Genomic DNA, 26,826 nt, shown 5'->3' with positions numbered 1-26,826 from the left:
ATGACCGACGTGAGTGACAACACCCCGGCCGGCATTCTCGCCTTCTGGCGCGAGGCCGGCCGCGAGCGCTGGTACGAGCATAGCGAGACTTCCGACGCCGAGGTCAGGCGCCGGTTTCTGCCGCTGTGGCAGAAGGCGGCCGCCGGCGAGCTGGCGTCTTGGGAGGACAGCGACGACGGCGCGCTCGCGCTCGTCATCGTGCTCGACCAGTTTCCGCGCAACATGTTTCGCGGCACCCGCGAAGCCTTCGCCTCCGACGCGCTGGCGCGCGAAGTCGCCCGCCGCGCCATCGACCGGGGCGTCGACCTCAGGATCGATCCGATGCTGCTCGAATTCCTCTATCTGCCCTTCATGCATTCCGAGCATCTGCCCGATCAGCTGCATTGCGTTGCGCTGTTCGAAAACACCGACAATGCCGAAAATCTGAAATACGCCAGGGAGCACGCCGACATCATCCAGCGGTTCGGCCGCTTCCCCCATCGCAACCGCCTGCTCGGCCGCGATACGACCGAAGAGGAGCAGGCCTTCCTCGACAGCGGCGGCTTTGCCGGCTGATGACATCACGGTGAAGGGACGCCGCCCCCGCTGCTTTCCCGGTCGGCAATATTGTGCAGGCCCGCGCCACGGTCTAAAAAGCGGGACCGATTTTCAGGGAGACTGACGATGGCGATCCAGACTGGCGACAAGCTGCCCGAGGCGAAATTCCGCGTGATGACGGCGGAAGGCCCGCAGGTGAAGACCACCGACGACATCTTCAAGGGCAAGAAGGTGGCGCTGTTCGCCGTGCCCGGCGCCTATACCGGCACCTGCCACAAGATGCACCTGCCGAGCATCTTCCTCAACGCCTATGCCATGAAGGACAAGGGCGTCGACACCATCGCCATCGTCTCCGTCAACGACGCTTTCGTGATGAACGCCTGGAAGCGCGACACCGACCAGCGCGACGAGGCCGTCTTCCTCGCCGACGGCAATGCCGATTTCACCAAGGCGATCGGCATGGAGCTCGATGCCTCCGCCAACGGCCTCGGCATCCGCTCCAAGCGCTACTCGATGCTGGTCGAGGACGGCGTGGTCAAGAAGCTGAACCTCGAAGCGATGCCCGGCAAGGTCGAGGTCTCCGGCGGCGATACGCTGCTGGGGCAGCTGTAAGCTTTAGGCGAAGGATGACGTCATGCCCGGGCTTGTCCCGGGCATCCACGTTCGTGGTCGCACATTGGCCGGGTCGAGCCCGGCCATGACGAGTGGAGAGAGCGAGCGCCTCGTTACTCGCTCACCCGCTGCTGCAACCGCGCCTTCACGATCCCATCCCGCGCGAGCTGATCGGCCCGCTCGTTCTCCGGATGCCCGGCGTGGCCCTTGACCCAATGCCAGCGCACTTCGTGCTGCTTCAACGCCGCATCGAGGCGCTGCCATAGCTCGACATTCTTGACCGGCTTCTTGTCGGCGGTGCGCCAGCCGTTGCGCTTCCAACCGTAAATCCACCCCGTGATGCCCTGCCGGACATATTGGCTGTCGGTGTAGAGATCGACGGTGCACGGCTTCTTCAGCGCTTCGAGCGCGGAGATCGCCGCCATCAATTCCATCTGGTTGTTGGTGGTGTGCGGCTGGCCGCCGTTCAGCTCTTTTTCCTTGTCGCCGAACTTCAGGATCGCGCCCCAGCCGCCGGGCCCCGGATTTCCCGAGCAGGCGCCGTCGGTATAGATCGTGACGACCGGCTTTTCGCTCACGCGACCAGTCCTGACGGCGTCAGCCCATAGTCGCGCACGCTGGAAACGCTCTGGTGGAAGCGCAGCTTGCGGACATATTCGAGCGGGTCCTTCGGCTTCACAAGCGCGCCCGGTGGCACGTTGAGCCAGTCCACCAGCCGCGTCAGCAGGAAGCGGATCGCGGCGCCGCGTGCCAGCAGCGGCAACGCGGTCTCCTCGGCGTTGCTCAGCTTTCGCACCCGGCCATAGGCATTGAGGAAGGCGCGCGCCTTGGTGACGTTGAACGAATGATCCGGCTCGAAGCACCATGCGTTCAGGCAGATCGCGACGTCATAGGCCAGCATGTCGTTGCAGGCGAAAGTGAAGTCGATGATCCCCGAGAGCTTGTCGCCGAGGAAAAAGACGTTGTCGTTGAAGAGGTCGGCGTGGATCACGCCTTCGGGCAGATTGGTCGGCCAGACCCCACTCGAGAGATAGTCGAGCTCGGTGGCAAGGAAGCTGCGCAGGTCCGGCTGCACCTCGTCGGCGCGGTTTGCGGCAGCATCGAACAGCGGCCGCCAGCCCGCAACCGAGAGCGCATTGGCGCGCTTGATCGCGAAGTTCGCGCCGGCCAGATGCATCCTGGCCAGCGCCTCGCCGACGCCGGCGCAATGCGTCGCATTCGGCTTGCGCGGCCAGACGCCTTCGAGAAAGGTGATGATCGCGGCGGGGCGGCCCGACAGCTCGCGCAGCGCTTCTCCGTCTTTCGCCTTCACCGGCAGCGGACAGCTCACGCCGTGCTCGGCCAGATGCGTCATCAGCGCGAGGAAGAACGGCAGATCGTTCTTCGCCACGCGCTTCTCATAGAGCGTGAGGATGAACGAGCCTTTGCTCGTGTGCAGCAGGAAGTTGGAATTCTCGACGCCCTCGGCGATGCCCTTGTAGGAGAGCAATTCGCCGAGATCGTATTGCATCAGGAAATCCGCAAGCTCGTCGGCGGCAACGTCGGTGTAGACCGCCATGCAGATTTACTCTGCGGCGGCTTCGGGGCGCACCGAGCGCGGCAGCGGGAAGAACTCGTTCTCTTCCGCGGCCGAGACCGTCTCCACATGCAGCGTGTAGCGCTCGGCGAAGGCGTCCATGATCTCCTCGACGATCACCTCCGGCGCGGACGCGCCCGCGGTGATGCCGAGGCTCGAGATGTTGCCGAACTTGTCCCAGTCAATGTCGGTGGCGCGCTGCGCCAGAACCGCGACCTTGCAGCCCTCGCGCTCGGCGACCTCGCGCAGGCGCTGCGAGTTCGATGAATTGGGGGCACCGACGACGATCAGCGCGTCCACCACCGGCGCCACCTTCTTCACTGCGAGCTGGCGGTTGGTGGTGGCGTAACAGATGTCTTCCTTGTGCGGACCGTTGATGTTCGGGAAGCGCTCCTTGAGCAGCGCCACGATTTCGGCGGTGTCGTCGATCGACAGCGTGGTCTGGGTCACGAAGGCGAGATTGTTCGGATCCTTCGGATTGATGGTCTTGGCGTCCTCGGCGGTCTCGATCAGGGTGACGGCGCCGGCCGGCAGCTGGCCGAGGGTGCCGACCACCTCGGGATGATGCGAATGGCCGATCAGGAAGATCTCGCGGCCGCGCTTGAAGTGGATCGCAGCCTCGCGATGCACCTTGGTCACCAGCGGGCAGGTCGCATCCAGCGAGAACAGGTTGCGGGACTGGGCGTCGGCCGGAACCGATTTCGGCACGCCATGGGCCGAGAACACGACCGGAGCAGTCGTATTTTCCGGGATTTCGGCCAGTTCCTCGACGAAGATAGCGCCCTTCTTCTTCAGCCCATCGACGACATATTTATTATGCACAATCTCGTGGCGAACATAAACGGGGGCGCCGTATTTATCGAGCGCCCGTTCCACGGTGTCGATCGCCCGGACCACCCCGGCGCAGAAACCGCGGGGAGAACAAAGCACGATCTTGAGGTCTGGTTTGGCTGACATTGAGCGATCTCGGGACCGAATCACCCGTTTCGCCTTCTGGCGGGGGCGGTCGATGGCTGGAAAGGGCTAAAAACGGTTGCTCGGACTTTACCGGGTCTGCAGAGGGAATTGGGCCCCCTTTCGGGCGCTGTCAAGGCACTATCTATAGCAGAACCATTGCGTGGCCAGCCCCTCCGGGCTTATATAGCGCGAATTCCCTGTCATCGCTGATGACCACCGGTTTCGCCTCCAGAGGGGTGGGCGAAGCACAAAGGAGATTTGCCATGAGCAACGCACCTCTGATGCCCAAGGCGACCGCCGTCTGGCTGCTGGACAACACCGCGCTGACCTTCGACCAGGTCGCCGATTTCACCAAGATGCACCCCCTCGAGGTGCGTGCGATCGCCGATGGCGATGCTGCCCAGGGCATCAAGGGCATGGATCCGCTCTCCAACGGCCAGCTGACCCGCGAGGAGATCGAGAAGGGTGAGAAGAACCCGGATTACCGGCTCCGCCTCCAGGAGAGCAAGGTGGTGCTGCCGCCCCAGCCGAAGCGCAAGGGCCCGCGCTACACCCCGGTGTCGCGCCGCCATGAGCGCCCGAGCGCCATCCTCTGGCTGCTGCGCAGCCATCCGGAGCTCAAGGACGCCCAGATCATGCGTCTGGTCGGCACCACCAAGAGCACCATCGCCAGCGTGCGCGACCGCACCCACTGGAACACCTCGCAGCTGACCCCGATCGACCCCGTGACGCTCGGCCTCTGCTCGCAGATCGAGCTCGATTTCGAGGTGCAGCGCGCCGCGAAGGAAAAGCCGGTCGACGCAGCCTATGGCGGCGCCACCCTGCTGCCGGCCTCCGAGACCACCCGCAAGGACGAGTACGAGCCAGCGGAGAAGTCCGGCGACGACCTCAACGTCGACGCCGTGTTCGCCAAGCTCAAGACACTCGGCGGCAAGAAGCACGAGGACAACGAGGAGTAACGCTCCGCTCTTCGTTTACGATCGAACAAGAAAACGCGGCAGGGAAACCTGCCGCTTTTTTTCGAGCTCAATTGCCCATTGTCGTGGGATAACTCTCAGCGATTTCGTCATTGCGAGCGCAATGACGGCGAAAGTGGAGGGAGCGCGCCTTACGGCCGCTCGGGATGGTTCAGCATGTATTCGCCGAGATCGCGCTGGCGGCGGTCGGCGCGGGCGGTGGCGGCACTGCGCTGGACGTCGCGGTCCTTGCGGCAGGCCACGTATTCGGGCGAGCCCTGCGCATAGCCGCGGCTCTGGCAGACCGCATCGTCATCGTCGCCGCCCATCGCCACCGGCGTCTGGTAGCGCGCGGAGCAGGCGGAGAGGGCGATGGCGAGTGCTACGGCTGCAAGCAGGCGCGGCGCGGTGGCGAGTGGCATACGAGGTCCCCTGTTGGCACGGCCCTGTTTAACGCGGAATGAGGAGATAGTAAGTCCCCGGATGCCGTTCCCCAGTCGTCGTCATTCCCCGCGAAAGCGGGGAATCCAGTACGCCGCGGCGGTCAACGGGTTAGACAACAACCGCCGCGGAGTACTGGATCGCCCGCCTGCGCGGGCGATGACAGTGGAGGCGGTGAAGCAGCGCCTCTCCTCGCTGCCATGACGCTTCACCTCACACCCGCCCCTTCAGCGCCTCGCCGATCTCGTCCAGCACCTTGGGGTCCTCGATCGTGGCCGGCATGGTCCAGGGCTCGCCGTCGGCGATCTTCTTGATGGTGCCGCGCAGGATCTTGCCCGAGCGCGTCTTGGGCAGGCGGCCGACGGTGATGGCGAGCTTGAAGGCGGCGACGGGGCCGAGCCGCTCGCGCACCAGCGCGACGATCTCCTTCTCGATCTCGTTTGGTGCGCGCTTCACGCCTGCCTTGAGCACCAGAAAGCCGCAGGGCACCTCGCCCTTGATCGCGTCCTTGACGCCGAGCACGGCGCATTCGGCGACATCCGGATGCGAGGCCAGGATCTCCTCCATGCCGCCGGTGGACAGACGATGGCCGGCGACATTGATGATGTCGTCGGTGCGGCCCATCACGAAGACATAGCCATCCTCGTCCTTGTAGCCGGCGTCCGAGGTTTTGTAATAGCCGGGGAATTCGCTGAGGTAGGCTTCCCTAAAGCGCGCATCCTGATTCCACAGCGTCGGCAGGCAGCCGGGCGGCATCGGCAGTTTGATCACGATCGAGCCCATCGTGTTGGGACCGACCGGCTTTGCCGCTTCGTCCACGACGTCGACCTGATAGCCCGGCATCGGCACCGTCGGCGAGCCGTGCTTCACCGGCAGCATGCCGAGACCGACCGGATTGCCGGCGATGCACCAGCCGGTCTCCGTCTGCCACCAATGATCGATCACGGGCACCTTCAGCTGCTGCTCCGCCCATTCCACCGTCGGCGGATCGGCGCGCTCGCCGGCGAGGAACAGCGTGCGGAATTTCGAGAGGTCGTATTGCCGGATGAACTTGCCGTCCGGATCCTCCTTGCGGATGGCGCGGAACGCGGTCGGCGCCGTGAAGAAGGCGACCGCCTTGTGCTCGGAGATGACGCGCCAGAACGCGCCGGCGTCGGGCGTGCCGACCGGCTTGCCCTCATACATGATCGAGGTCGCGCCATGCAGCAGCGGGCCATAGATGATGTAGCTGTGGCCGACCACCCAGCCGATGTCCGAGCCGCACCACCAGACCTCGCCCGGCTGGACGCCATAGAGGTTGAACATCGACCATTTCACCGCGACCAGATGCCCGCCATTGTCGCGCACCACGCCCTTGGGGATGCCCGTCGTGCCCGAGGTGTACAGAATGTAGAGCGGATCGGTGGCGGCGACGGGAACGCAAGGCGCCTTCTTGCCCTCGTTCAGTGCCTTGCGGCGCAGGCTCGCCCAATCATAATCGCGCCCCGGCGTGAGATCGCAAGTTAGTTGGGGACGTTGCAGCACGATGCAGGCCTTGGGCTTCGCTGATGCGAGCTTGATCGCCTCGTCGAGCAGCGGCTTGTACTGCACGATGCGGCCGGGCTCGATGCCGCAGCTCGCGGAGAGAATCAGCTTTGGCTGCGCGTCGTCGATGCGGGTGGCGAGCTCCTTGGCCGCAAAGCCGCCGAACACCACCGAGTGCACCGCGCCGATGCGCGCGCAGGCGAGCACCGCGACCACGGCCTCCGGCACCATCGGCATATAGAGGATGATGCGGTCGCCCTTGGCGACGCCGAAATCCTGCATGACTGCGGCAAGCGCCTGCACCTCGCCGAGGAGTTCGGCATAAGTGAATTTGGTGATGCTGCCCGTCAGCGGCGAGTCATGGATCAGAGCGACCTGGTCGGCGCGGCCGCGTTCGACATGACGGTCGAGCGCGTTGTGGCAGGTGTTGACCACACCGCCGGTGAACCAGCGGCCGTAGACGCCTTGCGAGGCATCGAAGATCTTCTTCGGCGACTCGATCCAGTCGATCTCCTTGGCCGCCTCGGCCCAAAACCCTTCCGGATCGGCCAGCGAGCGCGCATGGACCTCGTGATACTTGCTTCCACCCTCGGCGTTCATTCCGCGCTCCCGTTCCCTTTATTCGCCTGGCCCCGACCTTGCGGCACGACGGACGTCCCGCCATGACCCGGATCAAGTGCCGGCCTTGTTTGAGGGCTATTTTCCCGGGAACGGGCCGCGGTTCAAGCTGAAATCTATCAGCTCCCTCTCTCCGTTCTTACGGGGAGAGCGTCGGGGTGAGGGTGCTGCATCCGCAAAAGGCGGAGGGAGTCGAACGCGCGGAGAGTCCCCTCGCCCGGAAGCGGAGAGTCCCCTCGCCCGGAAGCGGAGAGTCCCCTCGCCCGGAATTTGCTATCGCAAATTCCGGCCTCTCCCGGCACGCGGGGAGAGGCGAAGAAGAACCTCAATACCCGTCCACGCCGTTGATCCGCTGCAGCCGCTCCTGCATTGCCTTCTTCAGATCATACCCGGGCCGGCCGTACCCGGCATTGCGGCGGGCGATGAATTCATCCTGCTCGCGCTGGTGGTTCTTCGCTTCCGCAGGATTGCGCGCTTCCCGGATCGCGCGCGCATTCGACGCAAAAATCTCGCGGTCGAGATCGGCGAGCTCGCGGCTGGCGCAGATCGCCTTCTCGACGGCCCGGGAGGCGCGGGCGCAGTTGAAGCTTGGCTTGCCGGCGACCGCCATCTGCGCCCCGATCCGCTCGAGCTCCCGCGCCATCGTTCTGTGATTGGCCTTGGCCTTCTCGTGGTTCGGATCGATCTTCAGCGCAGCGCCGAAATCCTGTACCGCCTTGGGCTTGTCGCCCTTCTTCAGCCAGAGCTCGCCGCGCGCGTTGAAGACATCGGCGAGCGTGGGATCGAGCTGCAACGCGCGGGTGTCGTCGGCGATCGCGCGGTCGATCTGGTCATGCCGCGCATAAAGCGCGCCGCGCGCGATCAGCGCCTTGACCAGATCCGCCTTCGCCGTCTTCTCGTTGTCGATCACAGCCGCGCAGGCGGAGGCCGCCTTGTCCATGTCGTCGGCCACGGTTGCCGCGAGGCATGGCGCGACGTCGACCGGCGCGACGGCCACCGGCTCGCCGCCGGTCGCGGCATGAGCGGCGGCGAGCAAGAGCGCGGAAAGCAGAACGGCACCTGACGGTTGAATGAGCTTTTGAAAACGCATGCTGTTGCGGTCGGAAATTCGTCTTCTTGCCTTGCGGCCGTACTATCCAACATACGGCCGGATTGGTGCTAGCTTGTGGCAACGTTCAAATTGGCCTCGGGGATCGACGTGTCGACATTCGAATGGATCATCGCGCTGCTGCTCGGCGCCGTTGCATTATCGGCGCTGGCGCGGCGGATCAAGGTCCCCTACCCGACCTTTCTCGCCATCGGCGGCGCGCTGATCGCCTTCGTGCCGAACAGCCCGTCCTGGGCGCTGGAGCCGGACCTCGCCTTGGCGCTTTTTGTCGCACCGGTCCTGCTCGATGCCGCCTTCGACACCTCGCTGCGGGACTTGCGCAACAACTGGGTTCCGGTCTCGACCCTGGTGGTCGCCGCGGTCGGTCTGACCACGGCTGGCGTCGCCTATGTCGCGCACCGGCTGATGCCCGACATGCCCTGGGCCGCGGCGGTGGCGCTCGGTGCGATCGTGGCGCCGCCGGATGCCGCGGCCGCGGTCGCGATCCTGAGCCAGGTCAAGCTGCCTCACCGCATGGTCAAGGTGCTAGAGGGCGAAAGCCTGCTCAACGACGCCAGCGCGCTGCTGATCTATCGCATCGCGGTCGGCGCGGTCGCCACCGAGCATCTGACCTGGAGCGAGGTCGCGCCGACCCTGGCGCTGGCGCTGGTCGGCAGCGTTCTCGCCGGTCTCCTCGCAGCCCGCATCATCCCGCCGATCATGGAGCGCGTAACCGAGGCCCCGAGCGCGATCATCGTGCAGTTCGCCACCACTTTCATGATCTGGATCGCCGCCGAGCATCTCGGCCTCTCCGGCATCCTCACCATCGTGACCTACGCCATCACCATTGCGCGCACCGCGCCGGCGCGCATACCGGCGCGGCTGCGGGTGCCGTCATATGCGGTGTGGGAGACGATGGTGTTCGTGCTCAATGTGCTCGCCTTCATGCTGATCGGCATGCAGATGCGGCCGATCTGGACGCGGCTGGATACGGACGTGCGGTGGGAATATTGCGTCGCGGCGGCCTGGATCCTGCTCACGGTGGTGCTGGTGCGGCTCGCCTGGATTGCATTCTACCGCACGACATTGCGCGTGCTGATCGCGCGCGGGCTCTATCACCCGAAGGACCCGAAGGCCGTCGCCTCGCCCAAGGGCGGCCTCATCATCTCCTGGTGCGGCATGCGCGGCCTCGTCACGCTTGCCACCGCCTTTGCCTTGCCCGAACACTTCCCCTATCGCGACTTCATCGTCTTCATCGCCTTTGCCGTCGTGCTGGGTTCGCTGGTGGTCCAGGGCCTGACGCTGCGGCCGCTGATCCTGGCCTTCAACCTCAAGGACGACGACCCCGTCGGGATCGAGGTCGCGCGCGCCCGCGCCGTGGCCTATCGCGCGGCGCTCGATGCGATCGAGGACGATCCGTCGGAGGAGGCGGAAATCCTGCGGCTCGAATACCGCGCCATCCTGATGCAGGCCGACGATGATCCGCACGGCGGCATCGCCGATGGCGAACTGCCCGCCGATCCCTTGCGCCGCCGCGCCATCGAGGCCGCACGCAAATCGATCTTCGACCTCCGTACCACCGAGGTGATCGGCGACGATGCGTTTCACCGCATCGAGGAAGAGCTCGATCGCGCAGAATTGAGCGCGGGGGGATAGGCTAGGCTCGCTGTCGTCCCGGACAAGCGTAGCGAAGCTGAGCGCCGATCCAGGACCCATCAGCACAGGGAGAGGTTTTGGCGCGAGACTGCCGATTCCGAGGCTTCGTCAAACACGATCCTGCGGTTATGGGTTTCGGGCTCGCGCTGCGCCGGGACGACACAGGTTTGAACCAAACCCCACTTCCGCAGACACATTCCAGATGACGACCTTGATCGACGACCGTCGTGTACGCGCGCGTGATGCGTCGCCTGCACGATATTTTTATCTCCACATGGCGCTGGCCTGCGCGGCCACCGCATTCCTCGGCTTTGCACCGACCTATTGGCTACCGCTCGCCCACCGGACATTTTCCGCCGGCCCGGTGATTCATTTCCACGGATTGCTGTTCTTCACCTGGACGCTCTATTTCGTGCTCCAGACCTGGCTCGCGGCCTCCGGCCGCGTGGTCAATCACCGCGCCCTCGGCATCGCCGGCGTGTCGCTCACCACCGCGATGACGATCTTCGGCTTCCTCGCCTCGGTCACGTCGATGAAGCACGCCGCTGCAGTCGGGCAAACCGACGCCGGCGTCGCCTTTTCGATCGTGCCGATGAGCGGCATCGCGTTCTTCGCGGTGGTGTTCGTGGTCGCGATCATGAACACGCGCCGGCCCGAGATTCACAAGCGCCTGATGCTGCTCGCTGCGGTCTCGATCCTCGATGCCGCCATCGCACGCTGGTTCCTGACCTTCCTCGCCCCTCCCGGACCGCCCGGCCCGCCGCCGGTGCCCGTCACGATCGCCCCGGCGGTGGTGGCCTCGCTCCTGCTCGTAATCGCCATGGTGCGCGACTGGCGCACCGAGGGCCGCGTGCATCCGGTCTACATCTATGGCACGTTGGCGATGCTGGCGGTGAAATTCTTGAACTGGCCGATCAGCGGGACCGCGACGTGGCACACATTCGCCGGCGGGATCTTGGCGCTGGCGCAGTAGGAGCCACAACCACCGCCGTCGTCCCGGAAGCATGAATGCAAAATCCGTCACCCTGAGGTGGCCGCTTCTTCAGCGGCCCTCGAAGGGCGACGGCCCGGCTGCAGCGGGGCCGCTCATCCTTCGAGGCTCCCCGCGCGATGCTCTGCATCCCGCGCGTCGCACCTCAGGATGACGGGGCTGGTTGAAGTGCGTTAAGCCCCCGCCTTGCACGTGATCCCGCCGTCCACCACGAGCTCGATCCCCGTCACATATTTCGACTCGTCCGACGCCAGAAACAGCGCCGCATTCGCGACGTCCCAGGCATCGCCCATATGCCCCATCGGCACCTGCGCATCACGGGCGCGCCACATCGCCTCGATATCGCCCTTGGCGTAGCTGTTGGCGAGGCCCGCGGAATGCTCCACCATCGGTGTCTTCATCAGGCCGGGCAGGATTGCGTTGACGCGGACATGATGCCGCGCGAACTCGATCGCGGTGGTGCGCGTCATCTGGTTCATCGCCGCCTTCGAGGCGCCGTAGGTCACGTAGGAGATGCCCATGTGGCGGATCGAGGCGATCGAGGAGATGTTGATGATCGAGCCGCCGCCCTGCTTCACCATCACGGGGATGACGTGCTTCATGGCGAAATAGGCGCTCTTGAGGTTGACGCTGAAGACGCGGTCCCAGCTCTCCTCGGTGACCTCGACCACGCTGCCCATCTCGGCGATGCCGACATTGTTGTCGAGCACGTCGATGCGGCCATAGGCTTTCAGGCAAGCGGCGACCATCGCCTCGATCTCGGCAGGCCGCGCGACGTCGGCGGTGAACGCCATCGCCTTGCCGCCCTCGCTGGTGATAATGTTCGCGGTCTCCTGGGCCGCCGCGCCGTTGCGGTCGACGCAAAACACCTGCGCGCCCTCGCGTGCGAATGTCACCGCGGTCGCCTTGCCGTTGCCCCAGCCGGGTCCGATCGAGCCGGCCCCCACCACCATCGCAACCTTGCCCTTGAGCCGATCCATCGCGTGTCTCCCGTGTTGTTGTTCTTGTAGCCCGGGCGTGGCGGGCTACGGATCGTTGCATATCTTCATCGTGGTGACGTTAGCACCGACGGGATGGCCGACAATCTCCGAAAGCGTCTGGCACGTACCCTCATGGCACAACCGCCACTCCCCCGCCGCGCCGGAATTGCCGAGCACGACCTCCGGCAACGACGCGCGCTGCGGCTGCCACTGAAACCAGCCGTCGGCGAGCCGCGCCTCGGGCGGCGGCTCCATGCCGGGACCGGTGCCCTTCACGCGCGCCTGCACCAGCTCGAGACCGGCCGGTGTGACGCGCCAGTCTTCCTGCCAGTCGACCTTGGCGATCGAATGCGTCCATGCAAGCGTGAACGCGGACAGCGCCAGCGCCTTCACGCCGCCAGCTGTCGCAAAGCAGAGACTCACACCGCCTCGACCGCTGCCGGCCGGCGCTGCCGCCATTGCCACAGCAACAGCGCAGCCGAGAGCACGAAGCCCGCGGTGTCGCTGAAGGCGAAATCGCCGAGCAGACACAGCGCGGCCCCGAGCGCGACCACACGTTCGAGCAGCGACAGCCGCGTGAACAGGAATCCGATCGCCACCATGCCGAACAGGCCGATCGCCACCAGCGCCTTGAAGCTCGCCAGCGCCACCGCACCGTAGAAGCCGAGCTTGGCCGCCATGGGATCGCCGGCCTGCAGCATCAAGGCCGGCGAATAGACGAAGATGAAGGGAATGACGTAGCCGGCGAGCGCGATGCGCATCGCCTCCCACCCGATCTTGTCCGGGTTCTCCTTGGCGATCGGCGCCGCCGCGAGCGCGGCCAGCGCCACCGGCGGCGAGAGGTCGGCCATGATGCCGTAATAGAACGCGAACATGTGGCTCGCGATCAGGGGCACCCCTAACTTGGCCAGCGCCGGCGCGGCCAGCGCGGCGGTGATGATGTAGGTCGGGATGGTGGGAATGCCCGTGCCGAGCAGGATCGAGAGCAGCATGGTCATGATCAGCGCCAGGAACAGGCTCTTCTCGCCGAGCCCGATCACCCAGCTGCCGAAGATGGTGCCGACGCCGGTCTGCGACATCATGCCGATGATGACGCCGACGATGGCGCAGGCCATGCCGACGGTGATCGCGGACTTCGCGCTCTCGGCCAGCGCATCGCGGCATTCGCGCAAGGCCTTGAGCCCGCCGCGGATGAAAGCGGTGATCACGATCAAACCGACCACGACGCTCGCGACCGGCACGATCTGGAGACCGTCGCGCGACAGTGCGGCGACGACCAGCGCAAGGCCGATCCAGAAGATGGTGCGGATCACATTCGAGGGCGCGCCGGACGTGATGGCGGTGCCGAGGATCAGCGTCACCGTCAGCGCAAGGCCCATGCTGCCGGCATAGAGCGGCGTAAAGCCTTTGAACAGCATGTAGACGAGGGCTGCCAGCGGCAGCACGAGATACCAGCGCGTCACCAGCGCCTTCCACGCGCTCGGGATCTCCGAGCGCTTCATGCCGACGAGCCCGTGCTTGCCAGCTTCGAGATGCACCATCCAGAACGCGGAAGCGAAATAGAGGATCGCGGGGATCGCGGCGGCCTTCACGATTTCCGAGTACTGGACGCCGAGCGTCTCCGCCATGATGAAGGCGACGGCGCCCATCACCGGCGGCATGATCTGGCCGCCCATCGAGGCCGTCGCCTCGACACCGGCGGCGAAGGCGCGGCGGTAGCCGAACTTGATCATCAGGGGAATGGTGAACTGGCCGACGGTGACGACGTTGGCCACACCCGAGCCGGAGATCGTGCCCATCATGCCCGAGGCGAACACCGCGACCTTGGCGGGGCCGCCGCGGGTGCGGCCGAACAGGCCGAGTGAGACGTCGGTGAACAGCTGGATCATGCCGGCCCGCTCTAGGAACGAGCCGAACAGGATGAAGAGAAAGATGTAGGTCGCCGAGACGTAGATCGGCACGCCGTAGAAGCCTTCGGTGCCGAACGACAGATGCGTGACGATCTGGTCGAAATCATAACCGCGGTGATTGAGCGGCGACGGCAGATATTGCCCGAAGAACCAGTACAGCAGACAGGCGCCGCACATCAGCGGCAGCGCCGCGCCCATCAGGCGCCGCGTTCCCTCGAAGATCAGCACCGCCAGCAGCGTTCCGACCGCGAGGTCGAGTTTGGTCGGATCACCGTCGCGCGCGATCAGATCGGCATAGAAGATCCACTGATAGAGCCCGCAGAAGAAGCCGGCGGCGCCGATCACCCAGCCCAGCGCGCGGCCGAAATCGCTCTTCGCGGTGAAGTTGGCGATCAGGCCGAAGGTGAGCAGCACCAGGAAGCCGACATGAACGCCGCGCACCACCTGGCTCGGCAGATAGTTGAAGGCGGCGACATAGAGCTGGAAAGTCGCAAACGCGATGCCGATCCAGTAGGCGAGCGTGCCCCACCAGCCCGGGCCGAAACCTTCCGGGAAACCGTGCTCGAAATTGTCGAACTCGACCTTGATGGGGTCCTCCGTGGCCTCTGCCTGCAACATCAATGTTCCCCGCGCCCTGATGAGCTCCTACAGCATTCGCTGCTGCACCCCAAATACGTCATGCCCTGCATAGCCGTCTGAAGGACGGCGCCGCTTCCGCTCGCCTATGACCCGGGCATCCACGAAAGTCTCTCGTCGTCATTTCCGGGGCGATGCGAAGCATCGAGCCGGAATCTCGAGATTCCGGGTTCGGCTCTGACGAGCCGCCCCGGAACGACAACAGAGGGAGATTACTTGATCAGCCCCTTTTCCTTGTAGTAGCGGATCGCGCCGGGGTGCAGCGGAACCGGGCTGCCGGTAGCGGCGGTCTCGAGCTTGATCTCCTTGCCGGCGGCGTGCGCGTTGGCAAGCTCGGGCAGCGACTCGTAAACCAGCTTTGTCATCTGATAGGCGAGATCATCCGACACCGCCGAGCTGGTGACGAGATAGTTCACCACGGCCGCGGTCGGCACGTCCTTGTCCTGGCCGGTATAGGTGTTGGCCGGAATGGTCGCGGAGATGAAGGGCGGGCCGATCTTGTCCACGGTCTCCTTCGGCACCGACACCACGGTGATCGAGGCCGAGGTCGAGAGGTCCTTCAGCGAGGCGACGCCGAGGCCGGCCGATTGAAGCGTCGCAACCAGCTGGCGGTTCTTCATGAGGTCGACGGATTCGGCGAAGGGCAGATATTCGACCTTGCCGAGGTCCTTGTAGCTCATGCCGGCGGCGGCCAGGATCGCGCGGGAGTTCAGCTCGGTGCCCGATTTGGGCGCGCCGACCGAAAGGCTCTTGCCCTTGAGGTCCGCGAGCGTCTTGATGCCGCTTTCGGCGGTTGCGACGATCTGGATGTAGTTCGGATAGATCGCGCCGATGGTGCGCAGCTTGTCCAGCTTGGTCTTGAAACCGGCTTCCTCGTCGCCATCCCAGGCGGCTTTCAGCGAGTCGCCCAGCGTGAACGCCAGCTCGCCGCGGCCCTGCTGCAGCAGGATCAAATTCTCGACCGAGGCCTTCGTGGCCTGCACCTGGGTCTTCACGTTTGGAATCTTGTCGCCGTAGATCTTCCCGATCGCGACGCCGAGCGGATAGTAGACGCCGGAGGTGCCGCCGGTCAGCACGTTGATGAAAGACTGCGCGTGCGCGCAAGGCGCCGACGCCGCCAGGGCAAGAGCCGCGGCCACGCCGATGATCGTCCGTTTCATGGTTGTTGTACTCCCCAAACCGGCGGCGAAATTGGCCGGATGAAGGGGGCGGGTCAACCCATCCAAAAGGCAAAACAGCACTGCGGTAAACGGCCGTTCCGGCTCGACTTTTTGGGAACCGGACGGTGCGGCGAGGTGGCGCAGCCGCCCGCGTCACATCCTTCGAGACGCCCGCCTACCGCGGGCCCTCAGGATGAGGACGGAGAGCGTGGCAACAGTTTCGACAGGCAAAGCTGCCGCTCAGCCTCCTCCTGAGGAGACCGCTGAAAGCGGTCGTCCCGAAGGACGAGGCGCTCGCTCAGGCCCCGCCAAACTCATATGCGATCGCGCTCCCCGCAAGCTTGCGGGAGAGAGCGCGGCATCACTGGAACGTCATGTCCAGGCACTTCGAGATGTCGGAGCCGAGGCCGGAGGAGATGGTGATGCAGCCGCGCACTTTCTGCGCAGTGACATCGGCGGCCCAGATCGAATAGCCCCCGGGGCCGAAGAACGAGTTGGTGTTCGGCGGCTCGGTCTCGGTGGTGTCGAAATCGTACTTGCCGTCGGTCTCGAAGATGCGCGGCTTCTTGGTGCAGCCGCCGTCGGTCTGGACGTTGATGACCTCCTTGTTGTCGCGGGTCAGCGCCAGCGAGACCTGGCAGCGGAAATATTCCGAGGTCTTGGTGTTGAAGACATAGGTGTAGGATTTGCAGGTCGCGGTGTTCAGCTTGCCCGGGGCAAGGCCGCGGCTGCAGGAAATGCGCTGGTTGTGGCTGAGCTGGTAATCATCGGCCCTGGCGGCCGGCGCCAGCACCGTCAGCAGCAGCGCCGCAGCCGGGCAAACTCTCATCACATGCTTCATCCCGAATCATCCCCACCAATATTTTTGTCGAATTGCGTTCTAGACCGAAAGCGGAACATAGTCGCGCGGGGTCGAAGGGAAAATCACAAACTGCTGGGCAGGACGTGATGCGCTGCGGCGCTATCGCAAATTGACCGGGACATACCGTTCGTGATTTGTTCAAGACGGATGCCCCAACGAAGGGGAGGATGGATGATGGCATTTTCAACGAAGCCGTTTGCAGTTGTAGCCGTGCTCGGCGCATTTGCCGCGCCCGCATACGCGCAGACCGCGGCGATGCCGTGGGAGCTCAAGCCCGACACGGGCTATGCCTATGACAAGGACGGCAAGACCTTTTCCTACAAGATGGGCACGAGCAATGCCGGCGAACTCTTGAAGGGCGCCAAGAAGGTGCCGAAGGGCACGCTGTTTTTCATCGGCCACAACGGCCAGCTCTACATGCGCAGCGGCCCGTATCTGGAAGGCGACGGCAAGTTCAAGTTCGGGCCGGATCAGTAGGGCGACGCGGGGTGACGGCGGGCGACAGCGCTGCCACACACTCGCTGTCATCACCCGCCTTGTGCGCAACTTGCGCACTGGGGCGGGTGATCCAGTACTCCGAGGCGCCAGTAAGATACGGAGAAGCCGCGGCGTACTGGATGCCCCCGCCTTCGCGGGGCATGACGGCTCCCTGGCACTAAAACGCCCCCGCCAATTCCCTTGCACCGGCGTTGCTGCTGTTCGAGTCCATCCGCGTATCCGTCACCGCCAGCAGCTTCGCCACCGTGTTGTGGCGGATCGCGACCGGGTTGCGCTCGTAGCCGCCGCGCTGGAAGAAGTTCGAGGTCGGCACCTGCTCGCGCATCGCCTGCGGCATCGTCACCATGTCGAGGCCGGTGCCGTCGCCGGTGAGATTCATCATCTCGAGCTCGGCCGCGGTGAGCGGACGGGTGTAGCCCTTGGCGCGCGCGAACAGCACTGACGTCAGGAGCTTGTGGGTCTGCAGCATCGGGCCGACATCGACGTCGAGCACCATGGCATGCATCGCCCAGCCCTGCGCGGTGTTGCCGATCTTCTCGTGCTCCGACCAGGTGTCCGGCACCGACTTCGCATGCGCCACCATCTTCTTCAGCACCGCAAGCTTGTGCTCGAGGGACTGGCGCGCCGGCCCGGAGGTGCGCGCCACCTTGTCGGAGAGCGCGCGGATGAATTCATGTCCCTGCTCGGCCAGCAGCTCGACGCTGTTGGTGGTCAAAAGCTGGTTGTAGCCGATTGCGGTCGAGATCGCGCGCTTGCCGCCATGCTCGATGCCGGCCTGCACGTCGTAGCTGCCGGTGCCACCGGTCTCGAACGAATAGACCCGCACCGCCTGCTCGCGGGTCAGGCCAGAGGTCAGCGCGTAGCGCGCATAGGCGCGCTTGAACTCGAGCTCGCTGGACGGACGCTGGGGCGTGAACTGGTAGAGCTCCTGCGCGGCGCGCAGGAAATCGGCGACGACGGGAATGGGCTTCCTGGCGGGACGCTCGGGCGTCTCCTCCGGCTCCGGGTTCACCGGCCGCTTCGGCCCGTTATAGAGCGGCGGGTGCTCCAGCACGTAATCGTCGAGCGTGATCTGCTGGCCATTGCGCCGCTTGGCGTTGCGACCTTTCCGCTTCTCCGAGATCTGGCCCCAATAGGCGCCGGCCTCCTCGTCGAAGGCGGCGCGCGCGGCCTGATATTCCTGGAGCTTGCGGCGATATTCGAGCACGGCAGGCGACGCCCCGCCTTGCGCGAAAAACTGCGACAGCAGCTGGGCGTTGGCGTCACGAAGGGCCGGCGGCAGCGCGTCGGCTTCGCCGCCGCGCGCGGTGGGGGCGAGCAGGACAAACGCGAACGGAACCAACGCCAGAGATTTTCGAATCGAGTGATGCATGCTGCCCTCTTAGCAGGCATCCGGTAACCGTCACGTTAACACGCCGTTTACCATCTCATTTCCAGGCGAACACCGGCTGTTCCAGGTCGGTGACGCGGGTGTGACGCCCTGCCAGCACCTCGCGGAACTGGTAGATCAGCGCCGCCGTCGGCGCGTGGATCAGGCTCATCTGGTGATGGAAGCGGATCACCCGGCGCGTGCTTTCGGGGATCGCGGTGAAATCGAAGGCGTCGTCGCGCTCGATCGTGTCGAGCGCGATGCGATGGACGGAGGCGACCTCGTCCGGGTTCGGGTGGATCGCGGCGCTGTCCGCGGCCCACACCACGACCGGCGTGATCAGATAGCCCGAGCGCGTCGGATAGTCGTCGAGCAGGCCGAGCACCGCGTCGGCCGAAAGCCGGAGCGCGAGCTCCTCATCGAGTTCGCGCAGCGCCGCGTCGACCGGCGTCTCGCCGGCATCGCAGCGTCCGCCCGGCAGCGCCCATTGGCCGCGATGCGCACGCAAGCTCGATGCACGCCTGGTGAGCAGGAAAGCCGTGTCGTCACCGTCATTGGACTCGGTGAGCGCCAGCACCACCGCGGCGCGCTTCAGCGCCGACGGCTCGGCCGCATCAGGCAGCCGCGCGAAGGCCGCGCAGGCCTCTGCGATATTCCGTCTGGTGGCATCGTCGAAAGCTCTCATGATGCTTGACTACACCAGGACCGCATCTGATGAAACGAGGAGAGACAGCGTTGCAGGAATGGACGGAGCGATGACGAGCAAGGCCGCCGCAAGGCTGAAATCAGACGGCTGGACCATCCTGGAGACCACCGGCTTCCTACACCTGATCGGTCCGTTATGGGAGCGCAAGGTTGACGGCCACTACGAATTCGCGCTCGCGACCGAAGACAAGCATCACAACCGCCGCGGCATGGTCCAGGGCGGCGTGATGATGACCTTCGCCGACCGCACCTGCGGCATGACCGCCCGCTATGTCTCGGGCAAGGAGTACATGGCGACGGTGCAGCTCGATACTCATTTCGTCGAAGCCGGCCAGATCGGCGACGTCCTGATCTCCCGCCCACGCGTGGTCCGCTCGACCCGCAGCCTGATCTTCATGAGCACCGAAGTGACGGTCGATGATCGCTGCATCGTGATGGCAAATGGCGTGTTCAAGATCTTGAAGGGGCCGGCGTAGCTCCACCCCACTGCTGTCATTCCCCGCGAAGGCGGGGATCCAGTACGCCGCGGCCTATCGATTGAACTACCAGCCGTCTCGGAGTACTGGATCGCCCGGTCAAGCCGGGCGATGACGGCGGAGAATGCGGAGCGCACCTGCCTCCTCAACTTCGTCATTGCGAGCGCAGCGAAGCAATCCAGGAATCCCTCGGCAGACACATTTCTGGATTGCTTCGCTGCGCTCGCAATGACGGGATTAGCTGGCTATGCTGCCAGCTTCGATAGCGTTGAGGACCCGCCCATGCAATACCGCCAGCTCGGCCGCTCTGGCCTGAAAGTGTCGCCGATCTGCCTGGGCACCATGATGTTCGGCGGACCGACCGATGAAGCCGTCTCGAAGCGGATCATCGACAAGGCGCGCGGCGCCGGCATCAATTTCATCGACACCGCCGACGCCTATTCGAAAGGTGCCTCCGAGGAGGTCGTCGGCCGTGCCATCGCCGATAGCCGCCAGGCCTGGGTGCTCGCGACAAAACTCGCGAATCCCATGAACATTGGTATGGGCGACGATCCCAATCGCGTCGGCCTGTCGCGCCGCTGGGTGTTGCAGGCCGCCGACGAAAGCTTGAAGCGGCTCGGCACCGATCACATCGACATCTACTATCTGCACAAGGAAGACCATGCGACGCCGCTGGAGGAGACCGTGCGCGCGATGGGCGATCTGATCCGCGCGGGCAAGGTGCGCTATTTCGGTGTCTCGAACTATCGCGCCTGGCGCGTCGCCGAGATCTGCAACATCTGCGACCGGCTCGGCATCGACCGGCCCGCCGTGAGCCAGCCTTACTACAACGCGATGAACCGCATGCCCGAGGTCGAGCATTTTCCGGCCTGCGCCTATTACGGCCTCGGCATCGTGCCCTATAGCCCGCTGGCGCGCGGCGTGCTCACCGGCAAGTACAAGCCGGATGCTGCTCCCGACAAGGAGACGCGCGCGGGACGCAACGACACCCGCATGATGCAGACCGAATGGCGGCCGGAATCGCTCCAGCTCGCGCAGGAAATCAAGAGCCACTCCGAGAGGAAGGGCATCACCGCCGGCCAGTTCGCGGTCGCCTGGGTGCTGAACTCCGCATTCGTCTCCTCGATCGTCGCAGGTCCCCGCACCGAGGAGCAATGGGACGACTACATCGGCGCGCTCGACTACCGCTTCACCGCCGATGACGAGGAGCTGATCGACCGCCTCGTCGTACCGGGCCATCCCTCGACGCCGGGCTACAACGACCCGGCCTATCCGATCGAAGGACGCCGCGCACGAACGGCTTGAACTTTCGGAGGCGACGATGGCGCATCAAGACCGTTACGGCCTTCCGATCTCCACCACCTCCGATCAGGCGGCATCCGCCTATCGCGACGGTGTCGATCTCATGCTGGCGGGATGGACCGGCACGGCGGAGACGCTGGAGCGCGCGATCGCCGCTGATCCGGATTTCGCGCTGCCCTACATCGCCCGCGCCCGCGTGCATGCCTTCTACCAGCAGGGCGATCTCGCACGGCAGAAGGCGGCGCTCGCGCGCGAGCTGGTCGTCAGACGCGGCACGGAGCGCGAGCGCTCGCATGTCGAGACGCTGGCGCTCGCGATCGAGGGCCGGCTGCCCGAGGCGATCGCATCGACGCTGAAGCACGTCGAGCGCTGGCCGCGCGATGCCGTGGTGCTGTCGCTGCCGCTCGGCGCCTTTGGCCTGTTCGCCTTCTCCGGCATGGCCGACCACGACCGCGCGCGGTTTGAGCTGCGCGAGCGCGTCGCGCACCACTATGGCGAGGACTGGTGGTTCCTCACCTTGTATGGCTGGGCGATGACGGAGAACGGCGACGTCGCCCGCGGCCGCAGCGTCACCGAACGCTCCTTCGCTCTGCGGCGCGCCAACGCCCACGCAGCCCACGCGGTGCTGCATGCGATGTTCGAGGACGGCTCGATCGAGGAGGCCGACCGCCTCGTCGACGAGTGGATCCCCTCTTACGACCGTGCCGGAATTTTGCATGGCCATATCCGCTGGCACCAGGCGCTCGGCGCGCTCGAGCATGGCGATGCGGCGCGGGCGCTTGCGATCTATGCCGACGAGCTGCAGCCCTCCGCCACGCAGGCGCCGCCGCTGAACGCCGTCACTGACAGCGCCTCGCTGCTCTGGCGCCTCTCGGCGTACGGCCACACGGTGCCGAAGGCGCTCTGGGTCGAGGCCGACGCCGCCGCGCAAAAACTGTTTCCGAAATCGAGCCTGCCCTTTGCCGACGTCCACATGGCGCTGTTCGCGGCGGCGACGCAAAATCGCGACGCGCTCGCCGCACGCCTTGCCGTGATCGAACAGCGGCTCGCCGAGGGCAAGCTGCCGGCCGGCTCGGTGGTGCCGGCGATCTGCCGCGCGCTCGCGGCCTTCGCCGATCAGGATTACGCGTCATGCGTGCAGACGCTGGCGCCCGTGCTCAGCGAGGTCGTGCGCATCGGCGGCAGCCACGCCCAGCGCGAGCTGATCGAGGACACTTTCATCGTCGCCCTCATGCGCAGCGGCGAAGTGCCTCGCGCCCGCGCGCTGCTCGATGCCCGCCTGCACCGCCGCCCGTCCCTGCGCGATGCGCGCTGGCAGGCGGCGATGGCGTGAGGCAGGATTCGACTTTGACGAGCCGGAGGTCGTGCGCGAAACGCCGCGGTCCGATGCGGCGACGCTTTGGCTGCGGCGTGGACGATTTTCGACGAGCTGGCCGAGACTTATCCGGCCTTTGCACGGGCCATGAGAGGCAGCTTGACCCGTCATCTCTGGGTCTCTGCCACGAAAAAAACATCGGCCTGACGGCAAGTGCCCGCCGGGACGGTCTTGGGGTGATGGGGCGAATCGCCGATGGGTGGTGCGGTGGTATTCCAGTCGGGTTTGACGGCACAAACGGGATCGCAACCAATTTCGGCTTCGATGGTTGTCAGACGGGCATATTCCGTGGCCCCTTGGCATACGAGCATGACGATGCGCCTCCGCAAACCGGTTCTGGCCGCAACGCTCCTCGCGTTGGCATGCGCAACTCCTTGTTTCGCCGAGTCTTCCGCGCCGATCCCGGTCAATAATCCGCAGCCTCAGCAGAACGCCTATATCGATCTCCTGGCGCTGATCTCAGGCCACTGCAAGACGCTGAAGGTCGCCGGGCGCACCCTCGCCTGCAAGACGGTGGCCTACGCCCATGGGGACAAGGGCCGGGTCAATTTCGCGGTCGCAGTCGACGATCCCAGCGATGCGAATCACGTGGTGTCGTTCTCCGGCGAGAACGGCAAGCGCGCCGACGACAATTCCTACGAGCTACCGGTCGATCGCATGCTGCTCAACTCCAAGGACCGGCCGAAGGTCGACGGCCTGCCGGTGCCGGCCGAGCAGGTCTCCAGGGGTGTCTGCCGCCAGACCGGCAATTTCGCCGCCAGGAAGGTCAACGACGTCACCTGCTCGGCGACCGACAGCGAAGGCCGGACCTACGAGCTGCTGTTCGTCTCCGACGGCAAGCCGGTGAGCGTGCGCCGCATCCGGCAGTCGGCGCCGTCGATCCAGGATCCGTTCAAGTAGCTCGTACTCCATTGTCGTCAGTGTGTATGATCGCGGCCATCTGGAGCGAGCCATGACGCGCGACCGCCTGTTTCTGCTGCGCCCCGGTTTCGAGGACCCGGCGTTTCCGAACCAGCGCTTCTATTGCTGGCACTGCGCGTTGATCGAGGGCGTGCTGGCCTCGTTTCCGGAGTTTGCCGAAAAACTCGATGTCGAGCGCATCGGCTGGCCGCGGCCGCGCCAGGCGGTGATCGCGCTGCTCGGCGAAGAGAACCAGTCGTTGCCGCTGCTCGTGCTGACGGAGGGAGCGACATCGCGGCACCAGACCGGCAGCCATCAGGGCCGCGCCTTCATCGCCGACAAGGACGCGATCCTCGCGGCGCTCTCCGAGCGACATGGATTCCCCCATCCGCATCCGTGAATGAAGACGTCCTGCAGCCCTTGTCATGAAACGAGGGAAAATCGGCATTGCCTGCGCGCGCACAGCCCGCATATTCGTCTCGACGAAAACGTGGAAGCCGCGCCCATGACGAACCCCCTCCCCGCCCTCATCGTCGTCGACGTCCAGCGCGCATTCGACGAATGGGAGGCGGCGGGCAAGCGGCGCAACAATCCGGACGCGGTGGCGCGCATCGCCGACCTGCTGAAGGCGTTCAGGGCGAACGGTGCACCGATCTTCCACATCCGCCACGAAGGCACCAAGCCGAACTCGACATTCCTGCCATCGCGCCCCGGGTATGCCGTCAACGACGAGGCGCGTGAGCAAGCGGGCGAGCCCGTCATCGTCAAGCGCGTCAACAGCGCCTTCATCGGCACCGACCTCGAGCCGCGCCTGCGCGCTCGTCACATCACCACGCTCGTGATCTGCGGCGCCACCACCAATCATTGCGTTGAGACCACGACGCGGATGGCCGGCAATCTCGGCTTCGATGCGCGTCTCGTGCGCGATGCGACCTGGACCTTCGACCGCGTCGGCCCCGACGGCGAGCCGCATTCCGCCGAAGAGATCCACGCGATGACGCTGTCGAATCTGAACGGCGAATTCGCACGGATCGTCACCACCGGTGACGTGATCGCGTCATTCGCGGCGGAGTGATGGCGGCGGTGCGGCCAACACCGCCGATGCGACAATACATCTCACGACACTCGCTGATTCGCGCAGAATGAGGCCTCGCGCGCTGCGTCGTTTCGACGCCCGCACTGGACGGAACGCAGCCGACGTCCATCTGTTGTCACGCGACATTCAACTGGAGTGATGACATGAAGTATCTCTTTGTCGCGCTAGCGGTCGGGGCTGCGGCGCTTGCCGGCGGATCGGCGGCGCACGCGGCCAACGACACAAGCGCGAAGCAAAGCGCGCGAGGAAGCCAGGCGACCGACATCAGCGCGCAGCATCGGCACCATCATCACGGCTATCGTCATCATCACTGGCGCCATCACCACCATGGCTACTATCGTCCGCACTACAGGAGCTATGGCTATTACCCGCGGCACCACGGCTATTACGGCGGCGGACCGTATGGATATTACGGCGGCGGTCCCGGCGTGACGTTCAGCTTCGGCGGCAGCCGCTGGTGACGCAAGGCCCGCAGACATGCGGGCCTCTCTTTCTCAATGATGATCTGATCGTCATGGCCGGGCTTGTCCCGGCCATCCACGTTCTTGTCGGTCACCAAGACGTGGGGCATGACGAATAACTATGGCCGCAAAATCATCCTGGCCGTCTCGAGCCCGGTCGCCAGCGCCGCCTCGACCGTGCCCATGTCGCGGCCGCGATAGAGCGCTTCGCCGGAGAACAGCACGGGGCCATCGGCGCGCGCGAGGATCGCCTGCGCCGCGCGTGTCTGCGGCGTTGCCCAGGAATAGGCACCACGGGCGAAGGGATCGTGCGCCCAATTGATCGCCGCGGACGCGACGAGCTCACGCGCAATCTCCCCGCGCGGCAGGCCGAAGATGGTCGCAAGCGAAGCGACACCGGCATCAACCAGTCCCTGTGGATCGAGGCATTGCAAGTCCGCCGTGCGCGGGCCGCCGAACCAGCCTGTGAGCACGGGATGCTGATCCGGATATCGCGTCCACCACACCGGAATCGTTGCGTCCGACAGCAGGAAGGTCATGTTCGCGAGATCCGGCTTGAGCTCGCGCCACCACGGCCGCGCGAAACGCAGCACGATCTTGATGACGCTGCCGAAACCGATGTCGTCGCTGGCCGCAGACTTCGCGCGTGCCACCGCGGGCAGAGCGATGTCGCGGAGCAACGGCAGCGGCACGGTGAGGATCACGCGATCGCAGCGATGCACCTCGCCGCCGGCGCAGCGAACGGCCAATACGCCGCCCTCCTCCTCGATGGCCGATACCGCGCAGCCAAACCGGATCACGGCGCCGTGCCTGCGGCACTCCGCCGCCAGAAACGCGATCAGCGCGCCATAGCCGCCATTGATGCGCGCCTGCACGCGGTGTCCGCCGTCCATCCATTCCTCGCGTATCGCCAGGATGGAGGCGCGTTCGGGATCGGCAGCATCGTAGCCTTCGACCATTCGCTCGATCGAGTGGCGCAGCCGCGCATATTTCTCGCCGGCGAAGTGACGACGCAGAAATTCGGCGACGGTGAGGTCGTCCTTCAGCTCGCTGAGCACGGCACGAAGCTCCGCCTCATACGGATCGTGCCGATCCTCGCGCGACAATTTTGTGCCGTCAAAGCTCCATTGCGTGCCTTCGATCTCCTGTAGCGACAGACCGGCCTCGCGCAGCAGAGCGCGCGTGACCGGCGCCTCGCCATGGACGAATTCGGCGCCGCCGTCGGCGGGATCGCCGAATTCCGCCGCCGGCAGCGGATGGATACGCCCGCCGCAGCGCTCGCGCGCCTCCAGGATCGTCACCGTCCGGCGCGCACGCGCGAGCGAGCGCGCTGCCGTCAACCCGGCCGCACCCGCGCCGACGATGATGATGTGCTCCGACTTGTTCGACATGCCGGCGCTTCACATCGCTACGGCTGCGGATCGTTCTTGATCAGATAGCGCAGCAGCAGAACGCCGCCCCCGAGGTCACGCGTGCTCTCCAGCGTCATCGCCTTGATCGGCGCGCGCTTGTCGGCATCCGCTTCGGTCGAATCGAACACGAACGGGGCACCTTTCGCGCCGTCGATCGCGGGGCTGAGGATCAGGTTGAATTCGTCGATGAGACCGGCGCGCAGGAACGCGCCATTGGCGACACCGCCGCCCTCCACCAGGAGACGCTTCACCCCAAGGTCGCGATTGAGGATGTCCAGCGCCAGCACAAGATCGATCTCGGACGTGCCGGCGAAAATGTAAGACACGCCCTCGCCGCGAAGTCCGGCCAGATGCGAATCCGGCACGCTCTCGGTCAACACCACCAGAAGCGGATCGCCGCCGATATCCGAACGGCCCCAACTGATCTTGCCTCGCGCATCGAGCACGACACCATAGCTCTTCACATCCGGTTTTTGGCCATCGCCCCAGGCGAACCAGCTCTTGCGTGGAAACGTCTCGCTGGACGCCGCGGGATAGGGTTTGCCTTTGGCAAACTCCGAGCCCGTAACGCGGCCGATCACCCAGGCATCGCCGCCGAGCTCCTCGTGAATCTTCTCGAACCAGTCGGTGCCCGCGCCCTTGGGACGCCAGCGGCTCGGATGCGTGCGGCCGTCGAGGCTCGAGTGCATCAGACAGATGACGTAGGGCTTCATGGCAGTTCTCCAGATA

Annotated in this window: 28 protein-coding genes; 13 read left to right on the top strand and 15 right to left on the bottom strand. The window is 65.2% G+C overall.

The genetic code is table 11. The annotated features are described in order from the left end of the window. A complete protein-coding gene (locus ACVWY3_RS33620; protein WP_456842292.1) occupies positions 1 to 555 on the top strand; it encodes a DUF924 family protein in 555 nt (184 codons plus the stop codon). 108 nt (positions 556 to 663) lie between these two features. Further along, complete coding sequence (locus ACVWY3_RS33615; RefSeq protein ID WP_456842291.1) at positions 664 to 1,149, top strand: redoxin family protein; 486 nt, start codon at positions 664 to 666, stop codon at positions 1,147 to 1,149. 113 nt (positions 1,150 to 1,262) lie between these two features. Here the strand turns inward: ACVWY3_RS33615 and rnhA are convergent, their stop codons facing one another. The 3 genes from rnhA to ispH are packed head-to-tail and all read right to left on the bottom strand — an operon-like array spanning position 1,263 to position 3,682. Then, entirely contained in the window at positions 1,263 to 1,727 is a 465-nt protein-coding gene (gene rnhA / locus ACVWY3_RS33610; RefSeq protein WP_456842290.1) for a ribonuclease HI, read from the bottom strand. Beyond that, positions 1,724 to 2,707 carry a homoserine kinase gene (locus tag ACVWY3_RS33605; RefSeq protein WP_456842289.1) on the bottom strand — a complete coding sequence of 328 codons (984 nt, stop codon included), beginning with the start codon at positions 2,705 to 2,707 and terminating at the stop codon, positions 1,724 to 1,726. The genes rnhA and ACVWY3_RS33605 overlap by 4 nt, the downstream gene beginning before the upstream one ends. Before the next feature lie 6 nt (positions 2,708 to 2,713). Continuing rightward, a complete protein-coding gene (gene ispH, locus ACVWY3_RS33600) occupies positions 2,714 to 3,682 on the bottom strand; it encodes a 4-hydroxy-3-methylbut-2-enyl diphosphate reductase (RefSeq protein ID WP_456842288.1) in 969 nt (322 codons plus the stop codon). Between the two features lie 263 nt (positions 3,683 to 3,945). Between ispH and ACVWY3_RS33595 the strand changes: the two genes are divergently transcribed. Further along, the gene (locus ACVWY3_RS33595) at positions 3,946 to 4,641 is read left to right on the top strand and encodes a DUF1013 domain-containing protein (protein WP_456842287.1); all 696 of its coding nucleotides are present in this window, start codon (positions 3,946 to 3,948) and stop codon (positions 4,639 to 4,641) included. 149 nt (positions 4,642 to 4,790) lie between these two features. Here the strand turns inward: ACVWY3_RS33595 and ACVWY3_RS33590 are convergent, their stop codons facing one another. The 3 genes from ACVWY3_RS33590 to ACVWY3_RS33580 form a co-directional block, all read right to left on the bottom strand. Next, positions 4,791 to 5,060, bottom strand: coding sequence for a hypothetical protein (locus tag ACVWY3_RS33590; RefSeq protein WP_456842286.1), 270 nt, complete (start codon positions 5,058 to 5,060; stop codon positions 4,791 to 4,793). A 232-nt stretch (positions 5,061 to 5,292) separates the two neighbouring features. Next, on the bottom strand, positions 5,293 to 7,203 hold the full coding sequence (locus tag ACVWY3_RS33585) for a propionyl-CoA synthetase (protein WP_456842285.1): 1,911 nt from the start codon (positions 7,201 to 7,203) through the stop codon (positions 5,293 to 5,295). Positions 7,204 to 7,546: 343 nt separating this feature from the next. Then, positions 7,547 to 8,311 (bottom strand): tetratricopeptide repeat protein, encoded by a 765-nt coding sequence (locus tag ACVWY3_RS33580; protein ID WP_456842284.1) that lies wholly within the window; start codon positions 8,309 to 8,311, stop codon positions 7,547 to 7,549. Positions 8,312 to 8,419: 108 nt separating this feature from the next. Between ACVWY3_RS33580 and ACVWY3_RS33575 the strand changes: the two genes are divergently transcribed. Both ACVWY3_RS33575 and ACVWY3_RS33570 read left to right on the top strand, forming a co-directional pair. Further along, complete coding sequence (locus ACVWY3_RS33575; RefSeq protein ID WP_456842283.1) at positions 8,420 to 9,964, top strand: cation:proton antiporter; 1,545 nt, start codon at positions 8,420 to 8,422, stop codon at positions 9,962 to 9,964. Positions 9,965 to 10,166: 202 nt separating this feature from the next. Beyond that, the gene (locus tag ACVWY3_RS33570; RefSeq protein ID WP_456842282.1) at positions 10,167 to 10,937 is read left to right on the top strand and encodes a hypothetical protein; all 771 of its coding nucleotides are present in this window, start codon (positions 10,167 to 10,169) and stop codon (positions 10,935 to 10,937) included. Between the two features lie 191 nt (positions 10,938 to 11,128). On the opposite strand, the gene ACVWY3_RS33565 is transcribed toward ACVWY3_RS33570, so the two are convergent. From ACVWY3_RS33565 to ACVWY3_RS33545, 5 genes are all read right to left on the bottom strand, one after another. Beyond that, positions 11,129 to 11,935, bottom strand: coding sequence for an SDR family NAD(P)-dependent oxidoreductase (locus tag ACVWY3_RS33565; RefSeq protein ID WP_456842281.1), 807 nt, complete (start codon positions 11,933 to 11,935; stop codon positions 11,129 to 11,131). A gap of 45 nt (positions 11,936 to 11,980) precedes the next feature. Continuing rightward, complete coding sequence (locus ACVWY3_RS33560; protein ID WP_456842280.1) at positions 11,981 to 12,394, bottom strand: DUF1850 domain-containing protein; 414 nt, start codon at positions 12,392 to 12,394, stop codon at positions 11,981 to 11,983. Next, complete coding sequence (locus ACVWY3_RS33555) at positions 12,355 to 14,463, bottom strand: TRAP transporter permease (protein WP_456842279.1); 2,109 nt, start codon at positions 14,461 to 14,463, stop codon at positions 12,355 to 12,357. Before ACVWY3_RS33555 ends, ACVWY3_RS33560 begins: the two co-directional genes overlap by 40 nt. Before the next feature lie 230 nt (positions 14,464 to 14,693). Continuing rightward, on the bottom strand, positions 14,694 to 15,641 hold the full coding sequence (locus ACVWY3_RS33550) for a TAXI family TRAP transporter solute-binding subunit (RefSeq protein WP_456842278.1): 948 nt from the start codon (positions 15,639 to 15,641) through the stop codon (positions 14,694 to 14,696). Positions 15,642 to 16,002: 361 nt separating this feature from the next. After that, a complete protein-coding gene (locus ACVWY3_RS33545; protein WP_456842277.1) occupies positions 16,003 to 16,482 on the bottom strand; it encodes a hypothetical protein in 480 nt (159 codons plus the stop codon). 195 nt (positions 16,483 to 16,677) lie between these two features. On the opposite strand from ACVWY3_RS33545, the gene ACVWY3_RS33540 reads away from it, so the two are divergent. Beyond that, positions 16,678 to 16,980, top strand: a complete 303-nt coding sequence (locus tag ACVWY3_RS33540; RefSeq protein ID WP_456843523.1) for a hypothetical protein — start codon at positions 16,678 to 16,680, stop codon at positions 16,978 to 16,980. A gap of 178 nt (positions 16,981 to 17,158) precedes the next feature. Here the strand turns inward: ACVWY3_RS33540 and ACVWY3_RS33535 are convergent, their stop codons facing one another. Together ACVWY3_RS33535 and ACVWY3_RS33530 are read right to left on the bottom strand one after the other, a co-directional pair. Continuing rightward, entirely contained in the window at positions 17,159 to 18,373 is a 1,215-nt protein-coding gene (locus ACVWY3_RS33535; protein WP_456842276.1) for a hypothetical protein, read from the bottom strand. 55 nt (positions 18,374 to 18,428) lie between these two features. After that, positions 18,429 to 19,058, bottom strand: a complete 630-nt coding sequence (locus tag ACVWY3_RS33530) for an NUDIX hydrolase (RefSeq protein WP_456843522.1) — start codon at positions 19,056 to 19,058, stop codon at positions 18,429 to 18,431. Positions 19,059 to 19,125: 67 nt separating this feature from the next. Here ACVWY3_RS33530 and ACVWY3_RS33525 point away from each other — a divergent pair, with 67 nt between their 5' ends. The 7 genes from ACVWY3_RS33525 (at position 19,126) to ACVWY3_RS33495 (ending at position 24,685) form a co-directional block, all read left to right on the top strand. Next, on the top strand, positions 19,126 to 19,551 hold the full coding sequence (locus ACVWY3_RS33525; RefSeq protein WP_456842275.1) for a PaaI family thioesterase: 426 nt from the start codon (positions 19,126 to 19,128) through the stop codon (positions 19,549 to 19,551). A gap of 282 nt (positions 19,552 to 19,833) precedes the next feature. Then, a complete protein-coding gene (locus ACVWY3_RS33520) occupies positions 19,834 to 20,856 on the top strand; it encodes an aldo/keto reductase (RefSeq protein ID WP_456842274.1) in 1,023 nt (340 codons plus the stop codon). Positions 20,857 to 20,872: 16 nt separating this feature from the next. Continuing rightward, positions 20,873 to 22,186, top strand: coding sequence for a tetratricopeptide repeat protein (locus tag ACVWY3_RS33515; protein ID WP_456842273.1), 1,314 nt, complete (start codon positions 20,873 to 20,875; stop codon positions 22,184 to 22,186). A gap of 357 nt (positions 22,187 to 22,543) precedes the next feature. Then, on the top strand, positions 22,544 to 23,128 hold the full coding sequence (locus ACVWY3_RS33510) for a hypothetical protein (protein ID WP_456842272.1): 585 nt from the start codon (positions 22,544 to 22,546) through the stop codon (positions 23,126 to 23,128). 52 nt (positions 23,129 to 23,180) lie between these two features. Continuing rightward, on the top strand, positions 23,181 to 23,528 hold the full coding sequence (locus ACVWY3_RS33505) for a DUF3088 domain-containing protein (RefSeq protein ID WP_456842271.1): 348 nt from the start codon (positions 23,181 to 23,183) through the stop codon (positions 23,526 to 23,528). Between the two features lie 105 nt (positions 23,529 to 23,633). Beyond that, a complete protein-coding gene (locus ACVWY3_RS33500; protein ID WP_456842270.1) occupies positions 23,634 to 24,203 on the top strand; it encodes a cysteine hydrolase family protein in 570 nt (189 codons plus the stop codon). Between the two features lie 164 nt (positions 24,204 to 24,367). Continuing rightward, on the top strand, positions 24,368 to 24,685 hold the full coding sequence (locus ACVWY3_RS33495) for a hypothetical protein (RefSeq protein ID WP_456842269.1): 318 nt from the start codon (positions 24,368 to 24,370) through the stop codon (positions 24,683 to 24,685). Between the two features lie 119 nt (positions 24,686 to 24,804). Here ACVWY3_RS33495 and ACVWY3_RS33490 read toward each other — a convergent pair whose 3' ends face one another. Beyond that, entirely contained in the window at positions 24,805 to 26,076 is a 1,272-nt protein-coding gene (locus tag ACVWY3_RS33490; RefSeq protein ID WP_456842268.1) for a flavin monoamine oxidase family protein, read from the bottom strand. A 17-nt stretch (positions 26,077 to 26,093) separates the two neighbouring features. After that, on the bottom strand, positions 26,094 to 26,810 hold the full coding sequence (locus ACVWY3_RS33485) for a RibD family protein (protein WP_456842267.1): 717 nt from the start codon (positions 26,808 to 26,810) through the stop codon (positions 26,094 to 26,096). Positions 26,811 to 26,826: the final 16 nt, after the last annotated feature.

The organism is Bradyrhizobium sp. USDA 4486, assembly GCF_054057995.1.
This window is presented reverse-complemented; position numbering and strand designations above follow the sequence as displayed.

Coding starts and splice junctions, on each gene's coding strand:
- ACVWY3_RS33550 (WP_456842278.1), bottom strand. CDS start 15,641: ATGAAACGGACGATCATCGGCGTGGCCGCGGCTCTTGCCCTGGCGGCG.
- ACVWY3_RS33565 (WP_456842281.1), bottom strand. CDS start 11,935: ATGGATCGGCTCAAGGGCAAGGTTGCGATGGTGGTGGGGGCCGGCTCG.
- ACVWY3_RS33515 (WP_456842273.1), top strand. CDS start 20,873: ATGGCGCATCAAGACCGTTACGGCCTTCCGATCTCCACCACCTCCGAT.
- ACVWY3_RS33510 (WP_456842272.1), top strand. CDS start 22,544: ATGCGCCTCCGCAAACCGGTTCTGGCCGCAACGCTCCTCGCGTTGGCA.
- ACVWY3_RS33570 (WP_456842282.1), top strand. CDS start 10,167: ATGACGACCTTGATCGACGACCGTCGTGTACGCGCGCGTGATGCGTCG.
- ACVWY3_RS33505 (WP_456842271.1), top strand. CDS start 23,181: ATGACGCGCGACCGCCTGTTTCTGCTGCGCCCCGGTTTCGAGGACCCG.
- ACVWY3_RS33540 (WP_456843523.1), top strand. CDS start 16,678: ATGGCATTTTCAACGAAGCCGTTTGCAGTTGTAGCCGTGCTCGGCGCA.
- ACVWY3_RS33485 (WP_456842267.1), bottom strand. CDS start 26,810: ATGAAGCCCTACGTCATCTGTCTGATGCACTCGAGCCTCGACGGCCGC.
- ACVWY3_RS33590 (WP_456842286.1), bottom strand. CDS start 5,060: ATGCCACTCGCCACCGCGCCGCGCCTGCTTGCAGCCGTAGCACTCGCC.
- ACVWY3_RS33615 (WP_456842291.1), top strand. CDS start 664: ATGGCGATCCAGACTGGCGACAAGCTGCCCGAGGCGAAATTCCGCGTG.
- ACVWY3_RS33580 (WP_456842284.1), bottom strand. CDS start 8,311: ATGCGTTTTCAAAAGCTCATTCAACCGTCAGGTGCCGTTCTGCTTTCC.
- ACVWY3_RS33545 (WP_456842277.1), bottom strand. CDS start 16,482: ATGAAGCATGTGATGAGAGTTTGCCCGGCTGCGGCGCTGCTGCTGACG.
- ACVWY3_RS33605 (WP_456842289.1), bottom strand. CDS start 2,707: ATGGCGGTCTACACCGACGTTGCCGCCGACGAGCTTGCGGATTTCCTG.
- ispH (WP_456842288.1), bottom strand. CDS start 3,682: ATGTCAGCCAAACCAGACCTCAAGATCGTGCTTTGTTCTCCCCGCGGT.
- ACVWY3_RS33585 (WP_456842285.1), bottom strand. CDS start 7,203: ATGAACGCCGAGGGTGGAAGCAAGTATCACGAGGTCCATGCGCGCTCG.
- ACVWY3_RS33620 (WP_456842292.1), top strand. CDS start 1: ATGACCGACGTGAGTGACAACACCCCGGCCGGCATTCTCGCCTTCTGG.
- ACVWY3_RS33555 (WP_456842279.1), bottom strand. CDS start 14,463: ATGTTGCAGGCAGAGGCCACGGAGGACCCCATCAAGGTCGAGTTCGAC.
- ACVWY3_RS33520 (WP_456842274.1), top strand. CDS start 19,834: ATGCAATACCGCCAGCTCGGCCGCTCTGGCCTGAAAGTGTCGCCGATC.
- ACVWY3_RS33595 (WP_456842287.1), top strand. CDS start 3,946: ATGAGCAACGCACCTCTGATGCCCAAGGCGACCGCCGTCTGGCTGCTG.
- ACVWY3_RS33525 (WP_456842275.1), top strand. CDS start 19,126: ATGACGAGCAAGGCCGCCGCAAGGCTGAAATCAGACGGCTGGACCATC.
- ACVWY3_RS33535 (WP_456842276.1), bottom strand. CDS start 18,373: ATGCATCACTCGATTCGAAAATCTCTGGCGTTGGTTCCGTTCGCGTTT.
- ACVWY3_RS33495 (WP_456842269.1), top strand. CDS start 24,368: ATGAAGTATCTCTTTGTCGCGCTAGCGGTCGGGGCTGCGGCGCTTGCC.
- ACVWY3_RS33500 (WP_456842270.1), top strand. CDS start 23,634: ATGACGAACCCCCTCCCCGCCCTCATCGTCGTCGACGTCCAGCGCGCA.
- ACVWY3_RS33560 (WP_456842280.1), bottom strand. CDS start 12,394: ATGGCGGCAGCGCCGGCCGGCAGCGGTCGAGGCGGTGTGAGTCTCTGC.
- ACVWY3_RS33490 (WP_456842268.1), bottom strand. CDS start 26,076: ATGTCGAACAAGTCGGAGCACATCATCATCGTCGGCGCGGGTGCGGCC.